Source organism: Stenotrophomonas maltophilia R551-3 (genome assembly GCF_000020665.1).
In the GTDB taxonomy this organism is placed as follows: domain Bacteria; phylum Pseudomonadota; class Gammaproteobacteria; order Xanthomonadales; family Xanthomonadaceae; genus Stenotrophomonas; species Stenotrophomonas maltophilia_L.
Genome location: NC_011071.1, coordinates 3747611 through 3766117 on the forward strand (window position 1 = coordinate 3747611; position 18507 = coordinate 3766117).

Here is an 18507-nt window from a genome sequence, read left to right on the forward strand (position 1 = left end):
CCGAAGAACCCGGGGCATCACGCCCCGGATTCGTCCGGCTTGACCCGGAACCATGCCGCGTACAACGCCGGCAGGAACACCAGGGTCAGCACGGTGCCCACGATCAGGCCACCCATGATCGAGATCGCCATCGAGCCATAGAACGCACTGCGCGACAGCGGGATCATCGCCAGCACCGCCGCCAGCGCAGTCAGCACGATCGGGCGGAAACGGCGCACCGTGGCATCGATGATCGAATGCCAGCGGTCATGCCCGGCATCGATATCCTGCTGGATCTGGTCGATCAGGATCACCGAGTTGCGCATGATCATGCCCGCCAGCGCGATCGTGCCCAGCAGCGCCACGAAGCCGAACGGCGCGCGGAACAGCAGCAGGAACAACGTAGCGCCAATGATGCCCAGCGGCGCGGTCACCAGCACCATCGCCGCACGCGAGAAACTACGCAGCTGCAGCATCAGCAGCGTGGCCACCACGATCAGGAACAACGGCATGCCGGCCTTGATCGAGTTCTGCCCACGGGCCGAATCCTCCACCGAGCCGCCGGTTTCCAGCAGGTAGCCACTAGGCAGTTCGGCACGGATGCCGTCCAGCGTCGGTACGATCTGCTGCACCACGTCCAGCGCCTGCATGCCGTCGCTGATGTCGGCACGCACGGTCACCGTCGGCAGGCGGTTGCGGTGCCAGATGATGCCGTCCTCGAAGGCGTATTCCAGCCGCGCGACCTGCGACAGCGTCACTGCCGTGCCACTGCTGGTGGGCATTGCCAGGCTGCCGATCAGGTCCAGCTGCGCGCGCTCGTTGTCCGGCCCACGCAGCAGCATCTCGATCTGGCGGTTGCCTTCGCGATAGGTGCTCACGCTCATGCCAGACAACGAACTGCTGAGGAACTGGCTGACCTGCGCGCTGCTGACGCCCAGCGCGCGTGCACGGTCCTGGTCGATCACCAGCCGCACCACTTTGCTCGGCTCGCTCCAGTCCAGATTGACGTTCATCACGTGCGGGTTCTCCCGCACCTTGGCCTCGACCTGGCGCGCGATCGCCTGCACCTGTGCGATGTGCTCGCCGGATACGCGCATCTGTACCGGGTAGCCGACCGGCGGGCCGTTCTCAAGCCGGGTCACGCGCATCTGCACGTCCGGGAACTGCTTGATCACGTCCTTCAGCATCCAGTCGCGGGTCGCCTCGCGGGCCTTGGCATCTTCGGTGAGCACCACGAACTGGGCGAAGTTGGTCGCCGGCAGCTGCTGGTCCAGCGGCAGGTAGAAGCGCGGCGAACCGGTGCCGACGTAGGCCACGTAGTTGCTGATGCCCTCGCGCTGCTTCAGGAGCGTTTCCAGCTTGCTGGCCTGCGCCTGGGTGGCGGCCAGCGATGCGCCTTCGGCCAGTTCGATGTCCACCATCAGCTCAGGGCGGGTGGAATCGGGGAAGAACTGCTGCGGCACGAAGCGGAACAGCATCAGCGAGCCGATGAACAGCGCGATGGTCGCACCGATCACCCACCAGCGATGGCGCAGGCAGGTATCCAGGAAACCCCGGAAGCGGGTGTAGAACGGCCGCTGGTACGGATCATGGTCATGCGCATGCTCCTTCGGCGCGATCCAGCGCAAGAGCGTCGGGTGGCGGTCAGCCCACTGCAGGCGCTTGGCACGCCAGCGACCGGCCAGGCTGTCGGGCTTGGGCAGCTGCGGATTGAACAGGTCCGGCAGCATCTTGTCGCCGAGGTACGGGATGAACAGCACCGCAGCGATCCAGGACACCACCAGGGCGATGGTCACCACCTGGAACAGCGAACGGGTGTACTCACCGGTGCTCGAGGCTGCCGTTGCGATGGGCAGGAAGCCGGCCGCGGTGATCAGCGTGCCGGTCAGCATCGGGAACGCGGTCGATTCCCAGGCAAAACTGGCTGCACGCAGGCGGTCGTAGCCCTGCTCCATCTTGGTGGCCATCATTTCCACCGCGATGATCGCATCGTCCACCAGCAGGCCCAGCGCCAGCACCAGCGCGCCCAGCGAGATCTTGTGCAGGCCGATGTCGAAGTAGTGCATGACGAAGAAGGTCATCGCCAGCACCAGTGGAATGGTCACGCCCACCACCAGACCGGTGCGCAGGCCCAGCGAGAAGAAGCTGACCAGCAGCACGATCACCACTGCTTCGGTCAGCACCTGCACGAACTCACCCACCGACTCTTCCACTGCGTGTGGCTGGTCGGACACCTTGCGCAGCTGCATGCCGGCCGGCAGGGTCTTCTGCAGGCGCTCGAACTCGGCATCCAGGGTGGCACCGAGTTTCAGGATGTCGCCGCCCTCCTTCATCGCCACCGCCAGGCCGATCGCATCCTGGCCCATGAAGCGCATCTTCGGCGAGGCAGGATCGGCAAAGCCACGCTTCACCTCGGCGATGTCGCCCAGGTGCAAGGTCCGTTCGCCCGCCTGGATCGGGAATTTGCGGATGTCTTCAATCGAATCGAACTGGCCGGTCACGCGCAGCTGCACGCGGTCGGTCGGGGTCTCGAAGAAGCTGGTGGCGGTCACCGCGTTCTGGTCGGCCAACGCCTGCTGCACCTGCTGCAGCGACACGCCCAGCGTGGCCAGCTTGGTGTTGGACAGTTCGATCCAGACCTTCTCGTCCTGCAGGCCGACCAGGTCGATCTTGCCGACGTCAGGCACGCGCTGCAGTTCCAGCTGGATACGGTCGGCGTAATCGCGCATCACCGCGTAATCGAAGCCTTCGCCGGTCAGCGCATAGATGTTGCCGAAGGTATCGCCGAACTCATCGTTGTAGAACGGCCCGACGATCTCGCGCGGCAGCGTCGCCTTGATGTCACCCACGCGCTTGCGCACCTGGTACCAGAGGTCGGGAATCTGCTTGGAACGCAGGCTGTCGCGGGCCATGAAGATCACCTGCGACTCGCCCGGGCGCGAGTACGAGCGGATGAACTCGTACTCGCCGGTGTTCATCAGCGCCTTCTCGATCGGCTCGGTCACCTGCCGCGAGACCTGCTCGGCGGTGGCGCCAGGCCACATCGTGCGTACCACCATCGCCTTGAAGGTGAAGGGTGGATCTTCAGACTGGCCCAGGTGCTTGTAGGACCAGGCGCCGATGACGGCGAAGGCCAGCATCGCAAACAGCACCAGCGGGCGATTGCCCAGCGCCCATTCGGAGAGGTTGAAGCGGCGCACGGATCAGTGCCCCTTGCCTGCGGCCGGCGCAGCGGCCGGCGTGGCCGCCGGTGCCAGCACCGGACGATTCTGGCGGTCGACCGGCGTCACCACCTGGCCTTCGCGCAGCAGATGGCCACCGGCAGCCACCACCCAGTCACCCGCGGCCACGCCGGACAGCACCGGCACCGCCTGCGCACCATAGGCACCGACCGTCACCGGGGTGGCCTTCAACGCACCATTGGACGGATTGACCACCCACACGCTGGCCTTGCCATCACTGCCGCGCAGCACCGAGCCGAGCGGCAGCTGCAGGGTACCATTGCGGCCAGCGGCGGCGAACACCCGCGCGCTCTGGCCCAGTTCCACTTCGCTCAAGGCTTCCGGCGCCAGGCTGACCCGCGTGGCATAGGTGCGTGCCTGCGCATCGGCGGCCGGCGCGATCTCGCGCAGGGTGCCCGGCAGCAGCTGGCCCGGGCGGTTCCACAGTTCCACCTGCACCGGCTGCCCGACCTTGTAATCACGGATGTTGCTTTCCGGCAGCGCGATCAGCACTTCGCGGCCACCATCTGCGGCCAGGGTGAACACCGTCTGCCCGGCACTGACCACCTGCCCGGCTTCGGCCTGGCGGCTGGCGATCACGCCGTCGGCCGGCGCGCGCAGCTGCGCGTACTCGGCCTGGTTGCGGGCCACCGCCAGGTTGGCGCGGGCGGCATTGGCCTGGCCCTGCGCGGCCTTGAACGCAGCGGTCTGCTGGTCCAGCGCCGAGCGGCTGACCAGCTGGTCCTCGGCCAGCTTGGCGTAGCGCTTCTGGTCATCGCGGGCGCGCACCAGGTCGGCTTCTGCCGCCGCCAGCTGCGCCTGCGAGGCGGCTGCCTGCGAGGCGTAGTCGGCCACGTCCAGCTCGGCCAGCAGCTGGCCCTTCTTCACGCGTTGCCCAGCGTCGACATGACGCTTGATCAGGTTGCCGCCGACCCGGAACGACAGCGGGCTCTCCTGGCGGGCGCGTACCTCGCCGGGGTAGGCCGCCGGCGCCTGTCCGTCCTGCGTGGTGGGATGCACCACCAGCACCGGAATGGCCGCCACCGGCTCGGCGGCCTGCCTGCCACAAGCCGCCACTACCACCGCCAGCACGCCAACACCCAACCAACGCATGTTCTTCATGAGGTACAAGACCTGAAAAGGGGATCCGGGGGAACGCGCCGGCAACATACTGTTGCGACACGGACATTAGTGAACCAGTCGGTATAGTATAAATATCGAACCGCTTGGTCTAGTATTGTCGTGATGAGTTCTCCCACTTCCCGCAAGCCGTCGGCCAAGCCCGCTGCCAAGGCCGCCGGGCCCGGGCGCCCCAAGGACCTCGGCAAGCGCGCGGCGATCCTTGAAGCAGCCAAGGCACTGTTCATCGAACAGGGCTATACCGGCGTGAGCATGGACACCATCGCCGCTCAGGCCGGCGTCTCGAAGCTGACCGTGTACAGCCACTTCGGCGACAAGGAGACCCTGTTCTCCGAGGCCGTGCAGTCAAAATGCATTGAAATGCTGCCTGACGCGCTGTTCGTGGCCGACGCGGACGGACCGTTGCGCGACCAGCTGATCGGCATCGGCCTGGCCTTCTTCGAGTTGATCACCTCCGACGCGGCGATCTCCATCCAGCGCATGATGATGGCGCCGGAAACCGATGAGCGCCTGCGCGAGCTGTTCTGGCAGGCCGGCCCGGAGCGCACCTGCGAGGCCCTGGCCGACTTCCTGCGCGCGCGCGGCGCGCGCGGCGAACTGGACATCCCCGACTATTACCTGGCTGGCCAGCAGTTCCTGACCCTGGTCAAGGGCGAAGTGCACATGCATATGATGTGCGGCATGCCACTGTCACCGGTGGAATGCGACCCTCTCACCCACGTGACCGCCAGCATCGACTTCTTCCTGCGCGCCTACGCGCCAAGAGGGGCCGGGACGGCCGGATAACCAAAACTGAACGAACCGGAGGTCGCGATGACTTCCGGCACTGCGACCCCGGCCACCCGGCAGCTGATGCTCTGGGCGCGCCGCCGGCCTCCGGCACCGGTAAAATGGCCGGCCCACTGCGCTGGATTTGAACCTCATGACGATTGATTACGCCCACGCCCGCGAACTGATGGTGGAACAGCAGATCCGTCCCTGGGACGTGCTGGACATCAAGGTGCTCGACGTCCTGGCCCGCCTGCCGCGCGAGGCCTTCGTCGCCGACGCGCACCGGGCGCTGGCCTACGCCGATGTTGAACTGCCGATCGGCCATGGCCAGAAGATGATGAAGCCGGTCATCGAGGGCCGTACCCTGCAGGCACTGGACCTGCAGCCGGGTGACGAAGTGCTGGAAATCGGCACCGGCAGCGGCTTCCTGTCGGCCTGCATCGGCGCGCTGGCGCGCGACGTGCTGAGCCTGGAGATCGACCCGGAGCTGGCTGCCGCCGCACGTGCGCGCCTGGATGCTTCCGGCCTGGGCACCAACGTCCGCGTGGAAGTGGCCGACGCCCTGGCCTGGCAGACCGAACGCCGCTTTGACGTGATCTGTGTCACTGGTGCCGTCGACGTGGTGCCGTCACAGTTCGCATCGTGGCTGCGTCCGGGTGGTCGCCTGTTCGTGATCCATGGCCGTTCGCCGGCAATGGAGGCCCTGCTGGTCAAGGCCGACGGCAGCAGCGAGTCCCTGTTCGAGACCGATATCGATTACCTGCGTGGTGCCGCCCCGGCACCCCAGTTCCACCTCTGAGTCCAAGGAAGCCGCAATGATCCGCCGATCCCTCGCTGTTGCGCTGGCCACTGCCCTGCTGCCGTTGTCCGCCCATGCCGCCGACCTGCTGCAGGTCTATGAAATGGCGCGCAACGGCGATCCGCAGCTGTCCGCCGCCGAATCGACCCGGCTGGTCGACAAGGAAGGCGCCGTGCAGGCACGTGCCGCCCTGCTGCCGCAGCTCACCGGCCAGGCCACGCTTAACCGTTCGCGTTCGGAGGCCAATGCCGATGCCAACTCCGGCACGGTCTCCAGCAGGCGCCGCAATTACACGGTCGAGGGCAGCCAGACGCTGTTCAACTGGACCCAGATCAACAACCTGCGTTCGCAGCGCGAACTGAGCAAGGCGGCGGATTTCACCCTGGATTCGGCCAACGACAGCCTGATCGTGCGCACCTCGGCGGCCTACTTCAACGTGCTGGTGGCGATCGAATCGCTGAACGCCGCGCAGACCAATGAAGCGGCCGCGAAGAAGCAGTTCGACTTCGCCGACAAGCGCCTGGAAGTGGGCCTGGCGCCGATCACCGACGTGCACGAAGCACGTGCCCAGTACGACCAGGCACGTGCCAACAGCATCGTTGCGCAGAACACCCTGGCCGATAACTACCAGGCGCTGACCGAACTGACCGGCCAGCCGGTGGTCAACCTGCGCGGCCTGCCGGCGGACTTCCGCCCGGAAGTGCCGGCCAACCGCGGCAACATCGATGAGCTGGTGCACCAGGCCACCACCGGGAATCCGGCACTGAAGGCACAGGAACTGAAGGTCAGCGCTGCCGAGGCCGGCGTGCAGGCCGCACGTGGTGGCCACTACCCGACCCTGTCGCTGGGCGGCAGCTGGGGCAAGAGCGCGACCTGGGGTGACAGCACCGGTGCAGGCTCGTTGTCGCCGGATGCACGCACCAACAGCATCGGGCTGACCCTGAGCGTGCCGATCTTCGCCGGTGGTGCCACCCAGTCCGGCGTGCGCCAGGCGCTGGCCCAGCGCGACATCGCCCAGGACGGCTACGAGCAGCAGAAGCGCGCCCTGGACCGCAACACCCGCAATGCCTACCAGACCCTGGTGCAGGGCATCAGCGAAGTGGAAGCCCGCCGCCTGGCGGTGGTCTCGGCGCAGAGCGCGTACGACGCGTCGCAGGTCGGCCTGGAAGTCGGTACCCGTACCGTGCTGGACGTGATCCAGAACCAGCGCATCCTGTTCTCGGCGCAGCTGGATTATGCACAGGCCCGCTACACCTTCCTGCAGAACCGCCTGCTGCTGAGCCAGTCGCTGGGCGCGCTGGACGTGGCCGAGCTGCAGGACGTCAACCGCCTGCTGACCCAGGACGCAGGCAACCCGGCAACGACCACAAACTGAGTCGTCGTCCTGCCGGCAACGAAGAAGCCACCCACGAGGGTGGCTTTTTTGTGGACGCCGCATGCGCACGCAATCACGCATGACGCAGAACTACCGCGCATCAGCCGGGCCATGCGCGCAGCTGCAGCACCGCCGACAGCAGGCACAGTGCCGCCGCCAAGGGCGCCAGCACCGGCATCGTCAACGACCATCGTGAGCCGTGCGACACCTCCACGCATTCCCGCGTGCGCAGTGCCCCAAGGCACAGCGCTGCCGTCACCAGCAGGGCGGCCGGGCCAGGCAGCACCGGCAGCCACCCCATCGGCACGCATAGCGCCAACAAGGCCGAGAGCAGAACAACGACCACGGTCGCCAGCGTTTTCCTGGGCCCATGCTTCTCTTTGCATGCCACGGACCACATCCCCATTGCCAGATGTGCGGCCAGCAACACCAGCACCAGTAGCAGCGCCGCCAATCCGGCCATGCCGGCCAAAGGCAGCAGCGGCAGCAGCCACTGCAGTTCGGGATGGCCTTGCAGTGCCACCGACAACGGACGCGGGCTGGCCAGCGCCGGGAATGCGACCAGCCCCGCCTGCAGCGCAGCCAGCAGGATCAACAGCAGCATGGCCAGCAACACCATCGCTGCCAGCACCCTGAATTGCTGCGATACCGTTCGCAGGCGCAGGCCGGGAAAGCCCAGCGCCAGCCCTGCGCTGGCAAACACGCCCAGCAACGACACGCTCGCGGCAAGTACGCCGCCCAGCCCGAAGTGATAGGGCGCGGTTGCCTCTGGCAACCACGGAATCCAATGGGCGTAGTGCACATGCCGCGCCGCCAGCGCCAGCAACAGCACGCCGATACCGATCTTCACCGTCAGCAGTGCGCAGACCAGCAGTGCGGCACGCCGCGGCGGCAACACCGCGAACATTCCCAACAGCAGCAGGCCTGCTGCCGCCAGCAACGGGCCCGGCAGCCAGCTGTCCGCGCTGATGCCGCGGCTGGCCAGCACCGCATGTAGATGCAGGGCAGCGGACTGCGCGACGCCTGCTGCCGTCGCCACCAGTTCCAGCAGCAGTACGGCGCCCAGCAAGCCGGCGAGGCCCCTGCCCCAGCTTGCAACCAGCAGCCCGTGCAGGCCATCCACGCCTGGCCATTGCTGGCGCACGACCTGCACGCAGCACAGCACCAGTCCGGCAGCCAACGCGGCCAGCAGCAGACTGAGCACGATGGCTGGACCGGCCTGGACAGCGGTGTACTGGCCGACCCGCGCCACCACATTTCCTCCCAGCAGCAGCGTCAGCGCAACCACCGCCAGATGTTCCTTCCCGGGATGCAGTCCGCCGACGCCATCCCTGCTGCTGTCGCCATCCATCGCAAGTCCTCTTGATATGCGCCCACATGCGGGCGACCGCAGGCTGGCAGCCCACGCCAAGAGGCGGTATCAGATTCCGTGCGATCTATGCCGCGATGTGATCGCAGGCACGCTGCCTTCTACGCAAACGGTCCGGCGACGACAGGAATCTGGCCGCTAAGCAGAATTGATGCAGTCGTTCGCGACAGCGAGACCGCGGGCGTAGGCACAACCCTAGCGACGAGGCGGCGGCAGGTGCGGCGCAACCAGCGCCAGCGTGCGCTGCAATGCGCCGCGACCGTTGCTGACCAACGTGCACCCTGCACGCGCCATGTCTTCGCGCGCCTGCGCGCTGTCGAGCAGATGCAGCAGCAGATCACCGACCGCCTGCACGTCCTCGCCGATCAGCAACGCACCGGCCTCGCGCATGCGTCGCGAGATCTCGGCGAAGTTGTGCAGGTGCGGACCGGTTACCGCTGCGGTGCCCATCGCCGCTGGTTCCAGCAGATTGTGGCCGCCGATCGGCTGCAGGCTGCCGCCGACGAACGCGACCTGTGCGCAGGCATAGAACGGCATCAGCTCGCCCAGGGTGTCGATGACGAACACATCGGTATCGGCATCGGGCCACTGCTTCGCGCGACGGGTCGCCACGTTCCAGCCCTGTTCGCGCGCCAGCGCCTCCACCTTCGGGAAGCGCTCGGGATGCCGTGGCGCCCACAGCAGCAACAGGCCGGGGTGCTGCTGGCGCAGGCGTCGGTGCAGGTCGATCACCGCCTGTTCTTCGCCGTCATGGGTGCTGGCCGCGATCCACACCGGGCGCCCGGCCGCAACCCGCGCATGGAACTGTTCGACAAAGCCCTGTACGTCCGGCGTGGCGATATCGAACTTCAGATTGCCCAGCGCCTGCACCTGTTCCGGCACGGCACCCAGCTGCACGAAGCGCTCGGCATCGTCCTGCGACTGTGCGGCAACGCAGGTGACGGTGCGCAGCGCGCGGCGGATCAGTGCGGCCAGCAAGCGGTAGCCTCGCAACGAGCGCGCGGACAGGCGGGCGTTGAGGATATAGACCGGGATGCGGCGGTCGCGGCAGCCGAACAGCATGTTCGGCCACAGCTCGGTTTCCAGGATCAGTGCCAGGCTGGGCTGGAAATGGCCGAGGAAGCGGTTTACGCTGCCCGGTACGTCGTACGGCAGGTAGACGTGGTCCAGCGCGTCTCCCCACAGCGCGCGCACGCGCTCCGAACCGGTCGGGGTGATGGTGGTGATGACCCAGCGGATGTCCGGACGCTGCTGGCGCAGGGCATTCACCAGCGGCGCGGCGGCATTGACCTCGCCCACCGAGACCGCGTGCAGCCAGACCCGCGGCTGGCCGGTCGGCTGCGGATACGAGGCATAACGCTCGTCCCAGCGCCGGAAGTATTCACGGACCCGGAAACCGCGCCAGACCAGGTGGTACACGGTGATCGGCAGCAGGATGTAGAGCACGGCCGAGTACAGGCCGCGCAGGATCCATTCGACAGGGTCTTTACGCATGCGGCAAGGATACGGGAGCCCCCCGGGAAAGACACGCAGCCGGGTTGGTAGAATGGCGCCATGTCCGATGCCACCACCGCCGTCCGCCCGTCGCTGCGCGATCCCCGCAACTGGCCGATGTTCGCCGCCATGCTCGGCGCCTTCGCCATCGCCCGCCTGCCGTGGATGCTGCAGCGTGCGCTGGGCCGTGGCGTCGGCTGGATCAGCTGGCGCCTGCTCGGCAGCCGCCGCCGCGCCGCCGAAGTCAACCTCAAACTGTGCTTCCCGGAAAAGGACGAGGCCTGGCGACAGCGCCTGGTCCGCGACAGCTTCGACGCACTGGGCGTGGGCGTACTCGAGTGCATCCGCGCCTGGTGGGGCAGCATCGACCGCATCCGCCCGCAGGTGCAGATCGAGGGTCTGGAACATCTGCGGCAGATGCAGGCCGAGGGCCGTGGCGTGCTGCTGGTCTCCGGCCACTTCATGACGCTGGAGATGTGCGGCCGCCTGCTGTGCGACTACGTTGACCTGTCGGGCATGTACCGCAAGCACAAGAATCCGGTATACGAGTGGGCGGTGAAGTTCGGTCGCCTGCGCTATGCCAAGGCGATGTACGCCAACGAGGACATCCGCGCCACGGTGCGCCACCTGAAGAAGGGCGGCTTCCTCTGGTACGCGCCGGACCAGGACATGCGCGGCAAGGACACCGTGTTCGTGCCGTTCTTCGGCCATACCGCATCCACCATTACCGCCACCCACCAGCTGGCACGGATGACCGGCTGTGCGGTGATCCCGTATTTCCACCGCCGCGAAGGCGGGAAGTACTTCCTGAAGATCGGCGCGCCGCTGGAGAATTTTCCCAGCGAGGACGTGGAAGCCGATACCACGCGGGTCAACCAGGCCATCGAAGCGATGGTGCGCGAAGCCCCCGACCAGTACCTGTGGATCCACCGCCGCTTCAAGCGCCAGCCCGGCGGGCGGAGCGATTTCTACAAATAACCGGATGCGGTGGAAGGGCCGGCGTGCTCATGGTAGTCGCCAACCTTGGTTGGCGCCGATGAACCAAGGCCGGTCCCGAAGAGCCAACCAAGGTTGGCAACTACTGCATCGGCGGAGATTCATCCGATTCGCGGGCCAGCAGGCTGCCGGCGAACAATGCGGCCAACAACACGGTCAGGCCACCCCAGAACGCGGAATAGAACGCAAGGTGGGTGTTGAGCGGAAACACCGTGACCGCCAGCGCCAGCATTGCCGGGCGCGCTCGCTCGCGGGCGGCGGTGGGCGCGAAGCGCCACGCACGCCAGGCCTGGGCGACCGCGGCCAACCACAGCAGCAGGCCCAGCACGCCGGTTTCAGCAAGGATTTCCAGTACGATCTGGTGGGCATGCAAGGCCGGAGCATTGCCCCACACCGCAGGGCCCTCCTCAGCCACGCAGTCCGCATAGGCGTCGCGGAAGCCACGCGCGCCGACTCCGTTGATCGGATGCGCCTCGATCATGCAGGCGGCGGCTTCCCAGATCCTTGCACGCCCGGACAGCGCTTCGTCGACGCCACGCTCGCCTCCATCCCAGGCCATCGCGGTACGCGCGAAGCGTTCGCGAAGCTGTGGCACGCTGGCGGTCAGCGCGCCCGCTCCGAGAACCGCGAGCAGCGCGAGCAAAGCCAACCGCTTCCAGCCGAACTGGCGCACGCCGCTGTAGGCCAGCACCAGCGCGAAAGTGATCCATGACGCGCGCGAGCCGGCCAGCAGCAGCACGCTGCCCAGCGCCGCCGCTGCCAACACCCAGCCCAGGTTGCCGAAGCGGCGCGCTACCGGCAGCAACAGGAACGGCGACAGGCTGGCCAGCACCTGGCCGAACTTCAGGTTGCACGGACCCAGTGCGCCACTGAGGCGGTCAGCCAGCGCGGCCTCGTCGGCCGGACACAACGCGTGGCCGCTCACGGCCAGCTTCAGGTGTTCCAGTGACCAGAACCAAGGGCTGGTACCGGCCACCGCCTGCACCAGCGCATCCAGCGTCCAGGCGGCGGTGATCAACGCCAGTCCGCCGAAGGTCAGCCGTCGCCGCTCCGGCGTGGCCACGGCAATCGCCACCAGCCACATGAAGGGCAGATAGCGCAGGCCAGCGGCGGCCTTGGTCCACGACGCCGCCGGATCGATGGCATCGAACGCGGAAAACGCCTGTGGCAGCCAATAGCCGAGGAACAGGATCGAGGTCAGCGCCCACGCCGCGGTGCTCAGCAGGTGCGGGCGGCGCTGCAGCCGGCGGATCATCATGCGCGCGGCGGCATACAGCGCACCGAGTCCGAGTACGGTTTCGGCGATACCCGGCAACGGCCACATCGCCACGTACGCCAGCACCCACCACGGTGCCCAGCGACCGGCGCGGTCGTCGCGCACGATGACGGCGGGATCAGCCGGCGAGGTCGGCATAGAGGCGGAGGGTGTCACGCTGCATGGCCTGCAGGGTAAACGGGATACGGGCCGGCAAGGACGGCGGCTGCGCCAGCAGGGCCAGCGCGCGTTCACCCAGCGCGCGTGCATTACCCAGCGGCACCGCGCCGCTGGGCTGCAGCTGCTGCAGCAGTTCGCCGACGCCACCATGGTCCCAGCCCAGTACCGGGCGACCGACCGACAACGCTTCGACCACGGTGCGGCCGAACGCCTCGGGCTTGTCCGAGAGCTGCAGTACCAGGTCGCTGGCGGCATAGGCCTGGGCAATGCGCGCGGTCGGCGTGCTGATCTGCACCGCGTCGGCGATGCCCAGCGCCGCCGCCTGCCTGCGCAGATCAGCCACGTAGGCTTCGCGGCCGGGTTCATCAGTACCCAGCATCCACAGCTGCGCCGGCACACCGGTGGCGCGAACGTCAGCCAGCAGCTGCAGCGCGTGTGCGTGGCCCTTCAGGCGGGTGCCCCGCCCCGGCAGCAGCAGCAGCGGCCCTTCAACCTGGGCCAGCCACGGGTAATCCGCGGCCAGCGCCAGCCGCGGACGGCGATCGGCACACGCCACGCGCGGGAACTGGCGGACATCGACGCCGCGCGGAATCACCTGCAGCCTCGCTTCGGGAACCGTCGGATAGTGCCGCTGCACATAGTCGCGCACGGTGTTGGACACGCAGATCACGCGCTCGCCGCTGGTCATCACCGCGCTGTAGCGACTGGGTGAATTCAGGCCGTGCACGGTAGTCACCCAATGCGGGCGCTGTGCGACGGGCATCGCACGGATCGCGTACAGGCCCAGCCAGGCCGGCAACCGCGAACGGGCATGCACGATATCCGCACCGACCTCGGTGAACAGGCGACGCAGGGTCGGCAGGTGACGCAGGGTCAGCAGCGACTTGCGGCCGATATCGAGGGTGAGATGCTCGGCACCACTATCGAGCAGCGGCTGTACCAGGCGACCGCCAGCGGACACCACCAGCGCGCGATGGCCGGCAGCCACCAGCGCCGCAGCAATTTCAAGGGTCGAGCGCTCGACACCGCCGGAGTGCAGCGCCGGCAGCAACTGCACCACGGTCAATCGGCGCATCGATCGAAGGCCTGCTTAGTCGGCCAGCACGAACACGGAGCCGCAGTACGCGCACTTCGCTTCGCCGTTGGGCTCGTCTTCGATCGGCAGGTACACGCGCGGATGCGAGTTCCACAGCGCCATTTCCGGCGTCGGGCAGCTCAGCGGCAGATCGCTGCGGTGCACGGTGTAGCGCTTTTCGGCGTTGGCGGGCGCGGTGGCGGTATGGCTCATGGCGGATGTCGATGAACGGGTTGCGAGGCCTGCGATTCTAGCATCCGGGCTGCCCTGACATTGCGCCGCAACAGGTCTTTGCGCGTACCGGGCCGATTCCCTGCGGCCTTGCATGCCGCCTCGGGACGGGGTGCCGGTGGAAATTCCCGACCGATCCTGCAGGTTCATGCCGAAAATCGGCCGGCAGCGATATTTCCCGCATTTGGATCGAACTAAATGGCACTTGTCAGGCCGCGATGGCTGTTGCAGGATCGGGCCAGGTCGTAACCCGACCTGCTCAATCCGACCCGATCGCATGGCCCGCCCCCACCGGACCAGCATCGCCTCTGCCACTGCCAGCCTGGCGGGCGGAGCGATGCTGCCTGTGGTGTCCGCCGATGCGGGTTCTGCCTGCCGCCTGCCCCTCCGGGAGACCCTTGCATGACCCTGTCCGATCCGCGCCGCGCCCTGCTTCCGCTCGCCCTGGCCCTGGCCTGTGCGACCACTGCGATGCCGGTGCTGGCACAGGGGCTGCAGACCTCGTTCGAGCCCGGTGAGCCAGCTCCGACCCAGACCGCGGGCGCACTGCAGGTCACGATCGGCAACGGCCCTGCAGCGCCCTACACCGCCAAGCGCAACGCCGGCTACAGCGGCCTGCATGCACTGCGCTACAGCAGCGCTGGCGGTAACGCGCGGCGCGAACTGTTCAAGACAGACCTGGCCATCGAGGCCGATACCACGCTGTCGTGGTTGGTGCTGCCGGAAATCGTCGGCAAGGACAGCGTGGCCTCGACCTATGTCTCGCTGGACCTGCTGCTGGACGATGGCAGCAGGGTTTCGGCCGGCACTGCCCGCGACCAGCATGGCGTGGCCATCAGCGCGCGCGCGCAGGGCGATTCGAAGACGCTGTATCCGCAGCAGTGGGCGCGCAAAGCGGTACGCCTGGGCGACGTGGCCGCGCTGAAGGGCCGCCGCGTGGTGGCGATCGAACTGGAAGTGGCCAGTGCCGACGGCGCACCGGTATCCGGCTGGATCGACGATGTGCGCCTCGACGCGCAGCCACACCAGCAACCGCAGCGCGTCTCCGACTGGGTGCTGACCACCCGTGGCACCCAGGCCAACGGCACCTTCTCGCGCGGCAACAATTTCCCGGCCACCGCTGTGCCGCACGGATTCAACTTCTGGACCCCGGTGACCGATGCCGGTGCGCTGAACTGGCTGTACCGCTGGAACGAACAGAACGACGCACAGAACCGGCCGCAGCTGCAGGCGCTTGCGCTGAGCCACCAGCCCAGCCCGTGGATGGGCGACCGCCAGACCTTCCAGGTGATGCCCTCGGCCAGTCGTGGTGTGCCGGAGGCAGACCGCCGCAAGCGCGCACTGTCGTTCGATCGCAGCCATGAAAGCGCGCGCCCGTATCGCTACGACGTGCGCTTCGACAATGGCATCGCGGCCTCGATCGCACCGACCGACCATGCCGCAGTGTTCCGCTTCGACTTCCCCGCAGACGGCAACGCCAACCTGCTGTTCGACAACGTCGATGCACGTGGCGGCCTGACCCTGGACGCTGCGACGCAGACGCTGTCCGGCTACACCGATACCCGCAGCGGCCTGTCCAACGGCGCCAGCCGCATGTACGTGGTGGCCAGCTTCGACAAGCCTTGGCGCAGCAGCGGCCGTCTCGATACAGGCCGCCCCACCGGCTACATCACGTTCGACACCGGCAGCGAGCGCCGGGTGACCATGCGCATCGCCACCTCGCTGATGTCGGTGGAACAGGCGCGGCACAACCTCGCACTGGAAATCGCCACCACCGACACGCTGGAAAGCGTGGCCGGTCGCGCCCAGGATGCATGGGACGCCCGCCTGGCCCGCTTCGATATCGGCAATGCCAGCGACGACCAGAAGACCACGCTGTATTCCAGCCTGTACCGTCTCTACCTGTACCCCAACTCCGGCCACGAGAACGTGGGCAGCGCGGCGGCGCCGGACTGGCGCTACGCCAACCAGGCCAGCGCCAGTGACGACAACACCGACGGCAGCGCGACCCGCAGCTTTGCCGCCGTGCGCGATGGCAAGGTGTTCGTCAACAACGGCTTCTGGGACACTTTCCGCACCACCTGGCCGGCCTATGCGCTGTTCACTCCGGAGGATGCCGGGCAGCTGGTGCAGGGTTTCATCGAGCAGTACCGTGCCGGCGGCTGGATCGCACGCTGGTCGTCGCCGGGCTACGCCGATCTGATGGTCGGCACCAGCTCCGATGTTGCCTTCGCCGATGCATGGCTGAAAGGCATCGGCGGCTTCGACCCGGCCGAGGCCTATGCCGCCGCACTGAAGAACGCCACGGTGGTACCGCCGGACCGCCATGTCGGCCGCAAGGGCATGGAGCGCTCGACCTTCCGTGGCTACGCCAGCGCTGACGTGCATGAAGGCATGTCGTGGACGATGGAAGGTGCGCTCAACGATTTCGGCATCGCCAACATGGCCGAGGCCCTGGCCAAGCGCGCGACCACGCCCGCCGCACGCGAGCGCTACAGCACCGAGGCCGACTACTTCCGTCACCGCGCCGCCAGCTACGCGACGATGTTCGACCCGGCCGCAGGCTTCTTCCAGGGCCGCAGGGCCGATGGCCGCTGGCGGGTGGACGCCAAGCACTACGACCCGCGCGTGTGGGGCCACGATTACACCGAATCCAATGGCTGGACGTTCGCCTTCACCGCCGCACACGACGGCGAAGGCCTGGCAGCGCTGTACGGTGGCCGCGACAGGCTGGCCGCCAAGCTGGACACCTTCTTCGCCACGCCGGAAACCGCCGACGCGGCGTTCGCCGGCTCCTACGGCGGCACCATCCATGAAATGACCGAAGCACGCGATGTGCGCATGGGCATGTACGCGCACAGCAACCAGCCGGCGCACCACATCCCGTGGATGTACCTGTATGCCGGGCAGCCGTGGAAGACCCAGCAGCACGTGCGCGAGATCCTGTCGCGGCTGTATGTCGGCAGCGAGATCGGCCAGGGTTATCCGGGAGACGAGGACAACGGCGAGACCTCGGCATGGTATGTGCTGGCCTCGCTGGGCCTGTACCCGCTGCGCATGGGCGCGCCGGAGTACGTGATCGGCTCGCCGGCGTTCCAGCATGCGCGGGTGGAACTGCAGGGCGGCGCGGTGCTGACCGTGAACGCGGCCAACAACTCGCGCGAGAACGTCTACGTGCAGTCGCTGAAGATCAACGGCACGCCGTGGACGAAGACCTGGGTGCCGCACGAAGTGATCGCCAAGGGCGCGACCCTGGACTTCGTGATGGGCCCGCAGCCGTCGCGCTGGGGCAGTGGCGTGGACGATGTTCCGCGCTCGTTGACCGCGCGTGGCCAGCGCCCGCAGCTGCTGCACGACCTGCTCGGCAGCGGTACGAAAGCAACGCTGGCCGATGGCCGCGCCGTGCCCGCACTGGTCGATGACGATGCCACCACCACGGTGGGCCTGGGCGGTGGCGCAACCATCGCGCTGAGCGGCCTGACCGACGGCACCCCGACGATGTACACGTTGACCAGTGGCGACGGCAGCATCCGTGGCGGCGAATGGGCACTGGAGGCACGCAACGGCAATGGCGGCTGGACCGTGCTCGACCAGCGTAGTGGTGAGGACTTCGCGTCCGCCCGCCAGACCCGTCCGTTCCGCATCGCCAAGCCTGGCCGCTACAGCGAGTATCGCCTGCGCCTGCTGGCACCGGGTCGGCTGCCGTTGGCGGAGATCGAACTGTTGGCAGCCAGCACCGTACAATGAGTCCTATGCGCTACCGTCTGCTGCCTCTGGCCCTTGTTGCCCTGTCCTTCTCCAGCTTCGGCCAGACCCAGGCGTTCGATACGCAGCTGACCCGCGATGGCGTGACGCTGAACTACCAGGACGCCCGTGGCGCCCTGGCCGCGCCGCAGCGCAAGCGGGTGATCGATACGTTCTTCTTCGCCTATCTGCGCGAACGCGCGGACTTCCATCCGGCGGCGCCGTCGATGGTGCGCATCGTGATCGATCCGGCCTACACCGGCATCGCCTTCGTTGGCGACAAGGAACAGGCGGCGACGATCACCATCAATCCGGGTTGGCTGGCGCAACACCCGAACGACATCGACCTGGTTACCCATGAGGCGATGCACATCGTGCAGGGGTATCCCGGCTACAGCGATGCACGGGTACCGGGCTGGCTGGTGGAAGGCATCGCCGACTACGCCCGCGACCGCTATGGCATGGATAACGCCGCCGCCAGCTGGGCATTGCCGGTCAAGGTCGAGAAGGGGCAGAACGTCGACAGCGGCTACCGGGTCACCGGCGCCTTCCTGAAGTGGGCCGAGACCGAGCATCCGGGCCTGGTGCTGGCACTGGACAAGGCCCTGCGCGATGGTCGCTACACGTCTGCGCTGTGGCAGAAGCAGACCGGCAAGGCGTTGCCGGCACTGTGGGCGCAGTACGCCAAGCCGCGTTCGGATGCGCCGCCGCCAGCACGCCGCGGCAAGCGCTGACGGGTAGCGCCGGGCCATGCCCGGCGGAATGCAGAGCGCCGCGCTGCGTGCTCGCCGGGCATAGCCCGGCGCTACCACATCGCTGCCTCAGCGCGACCGCACGAAGCCGGCGTACAGCGCGAACAGCTGCCGGAAATAACGACG

General features: G+C 67.4%; 13 protein-coding genes. 6 read left to right on the forward strand and 7 right to left on the reverse strand.

The features are described from left to right. Window positions 1–17 precede the first annotated feature (17 nt). Both SMAL_RS16970 and SMAL_RS16975 read right to left on the reverse strand, forming a co-directional pair. The gene (locus SMAL_RS16970) at window positions 18–3179 is read right to left on the reverse strand and encodes an efflux RND transporter permease subunit (protein ID WP_012512045.1); all 3162 of its coding nucleotides are present in this window, start codon (window positions 3177–3179) and stop codon (window positions 18–20) included. A 3-nt stretch (window positions 3180–3182) separates the two neighbouring features. After that, window positions 3183–4322 (reverse strand): efflux RND transporter periplasmic adaptor subunit, encoded by a 1140-nt coding sequence (locus SMAL_RS16975; protein WP_012512046.1) that lies wholly within the window; start codon window positions 4320–4322, stop codon window positions 3183–3185. Between the two features lie 123 nt (window positions 4323–4445). Here SMAL_RS16975 and SMAL_RS16980 point away from each other — a divergent pair, with 123 nt between their 5' ends. From SMAL_RS16980 to SMAL_RS16990, 3 genes are all read left to right on the forward strand, one after another. Next, window positions 4446–5126 (forward strand): TetR/AcrR family transcriptional regulator, encoded by a 681-nt coding sequence (locus tag SMAL_RS16980; protein ID WP_012512047.1) that lies wholly within the window; start codon window positions 4446–4448, stop codon window positions 5124–5126. Between the two features lie 136 nt (window positions 5127–5262). Beyond that, on the forward strand, window positions 5263–5910 hold the full coding sequence (locus SMAL_RS16985) for a protein-L-isoaspartate O-methyltransferase family protein (RefSeq protein ID WP_006390984.1): 648 nt from the start codon (window positions 5263–5265) through the stop codon (window positions 5908–5910). A 16-nt stretch (window positions 5911–5926) separates the two neighbouring features. Further along, window positions 5927–7285 carry a TolC family outer membrane protein gene (locus tag SMAL_RS16990; protein ID WP_012512048.1) on the forward strand — a complete coding sequence of 453 codons (1359 nt, stop codon included), beginning with the start codon at window positions 5927–5929 and terminating at the stop codon, window positions 7283–7285. A gap of 100 nt (window positions 7286–7385) precedes the next feature. On the opposite strand, the gene SMAL_RS16995 is transcribed toward SMAL_RS16990, so the two are convergent. Both SMAL_RS16995 and waaA read right to left on the reverse strand, forming a co-directional pair. Next, window positions 7386–8636, reverse strand: a complete 1251-nt coding sequence (locus SMAL_RS16995; protein ID WP_012512049.1) for a hypothetical protein — start codon at window positions 8634–8636, stop codon at window positions 7386–7388. Between the two features lie 213 nt (window positions 8637–8849). Next, window positions 8850–10148, reverse strand: a complete 1299-nt coding sequence (waaA, locus tag SMAL_RS17000; RefSeq protein WP_012512050.1) for a lipid IV(A) 3-deoxy-D-manno-octulosonic acid transferase — start codon at window positions 10146–10148, stop codon at window positions 8850–8852. Window positions 10149–10208: 60 nt separating this feature from the next. On the opposite strand from waaA, the gene SMAL_RS17005 reads away from it, so the two are divergent. Then, on the forward strand, window positions 10209–11126 hold the full coding sequence (locus tag SMAL_RS17005) for an LpxL/LpxP family Kdo(2)-lipid IV(A) lauroyl/palmitoleoyl acyltransferase (protein ID WP_006390992.1): 918 nt from the start codon (window positions 10209–10211) through the stop codon (window positions 11124–11126). A 100-nt stretch (window positions 11127–11226) separates the two neighbouring features. Here SMAL_RS17005 and SMAL_RS17010 read toward each other — a convergent pair whose 3' ends face one another. Genes SMAL_RS17010 through SMAL_RS17020 form a run of 3 tightly spaced genes read right to left on the reverse strand, consistent with a single transcriptional unit; the run spans window position 11227 to window position 13867 of the window. Further along, window positions 11227–12558, reverse strand: a complete 1332-nt coding sequence (locus SMAL_RS17010; protein ID WP_012512051.1) for an O-antigen ligase family protein — start codon at window positions 12556–12558, stop codon at window positions 11227–11229. Then, on the reverse strand, window positions 12539–13654 hold the full coding sequence (locus SMAL_RS17015; protein WP_006391101.1) for a glycosyltransferase: 1116 nt from the start codon (window positions 13652–13654) through the stop codon (window positions 12539–12541). The genes SMAL_RS17010 and SMAL_RS17015 overlap by 20 nt, the downstream gene beginning before the upstream one ends. A gap of 15 nt (window positions 13655–13669) precedes the next feature. After that, window positions 13670–13867 carry a zinc-finger domain-containing protein gene (locus tag SMAL_RS17020; protein ID WP_012512052.1) on the reverse strand — a complete coding sequence of 66 codons (198 nt, stop codon included), beginning with the start codon at window positions 13865–13867 and terminating at the stop codon, window positions 13670–13672. Between the two features lie 420 nt (window positions 13868–14287). Here SMAL_RS17020 and SMAL_RS17025 point away from each other — a divergent pair, with 420 nt between their 5' ends. Both SMAL_RS17025 and SMAL_RS17030 read left to right on the forward strand, forming a co-directional pair. Then, entirely contained in the window at window positions 14288–17632 is a 3345-nt protein-coding gene (locus tag SMAL_RS17025; protein WP_012512053.1) for a GH92 family glycosyl hydrolase, read from the forward strand. After that, a complete protein-coding gene (locus tag SMAL_RS17030; RefSeq protein WP_012512054.1) occupies window positions 17629–18363 on the forward strand; it encodes a basic secretory protein-like protein in 735 nt (244 codons plus the stop codon). The genes SMAL_RS17025 and SMAL_RS17030 overlap by 4 nt, the downstream gene beginning before the upstream one ends. The last annotated feature ends 144 nt before the right edge of the window (window positions 18364–18507 follow it).

What these genes read in the sequence shown, in the direction of transcription:
- SMAL_RS16990 (WP_012512048.1), top strand. Translation starts at nt 5,927, where the DNA reads ATGATCCGCCGATCCCTCGCTGTTGCGCTGGCCACTGCCCTGCTGCCG.
- SMAL_RS16985 (WP_006390984.1), top strand. Translation starts at nt 5,263, where the DNA reads ATGACGATTGATTACGCCCACGCCCGCGAACTGATGGTGGAACAGCAG.
- SMAL_RS17015 (WP_006391101.1), bottom strand. Translation starts at nt 13,654, where the DNA reads ATGCGCCGATTGACCGTGGTGCAGTTGCTGCCGGCGCTGCACTCCGGC.
- SMAL_RS16980 (WP_012512047.1), top strand. Translation starts at nt 4,446, where the DNA reads ATGAGTTCTCCCACTTCCCGCAAGCCGTCGGCCAAGCCCGCTGCCAAG.
- SMAL_RS17025 (WP_012512053.1), top strand. Translation starts at nt 14,288, where the DNA reads ATGACCCTGTCCGATCCGCGCCGCGCCCTGCTTCCGCTCGCCCTGGCC.
- SMAL_RS16975 (WP_012512046.1), bottom strand. Translation starts at nt 4,322, where the DNA reads ATGAAGAACATGCGTTGGTTGGGTGTTGGCGTGCTGGCGGTGGTAGTG.
- SMAL_RS16995 (WP_012512049.1), bottom strand. Translation starts at nt 8,636, where the DNA reads ATGGATGGCGACAGCAGCAGGGATGGCGTCGGCGGACTGCATCCCGGG.
- SMAL_RS17005 (WP_006390992.1), top strand. Translation starts at nt 10,209, where the DNA reads ATGTCCGATGCCACCACCGCCGTCCGCCCGTCGCTGCGCGATCCCCGC.
- SMAL_RS17010 (WP_012512051.1), bottom strand. Translation starts at nt 12,558, where the DNA reads ATGCCGACCTCGCCGGCTGATCCCGCCGTCATCGTGCGCGACGACCGC.
- waaA (WP_012512050.1), bottom strand. Translation starts at nt 10,148, where the DNA reads ATGCGTAAAGACCCTGTCGAATGGATCCTGCGCGGCCTGTACTCGGCC.
- SMAL_RS17020 (WP_012512052.1), bottom strand. Translation starts at nt 13,867, where the DNA reads ATGAGCCATACCGCCACCGCGCCCGCCAACGCCGAAAAGCGCTACACC.
- SMAL_RS17030 (WP_012512054.1), top strand. Translation starts at nt 17,629, where the DNA reads ATGAGTCCTATGCGCTACCGTCTGCTGCCTCTGGCCCTTGTTGCCCTG.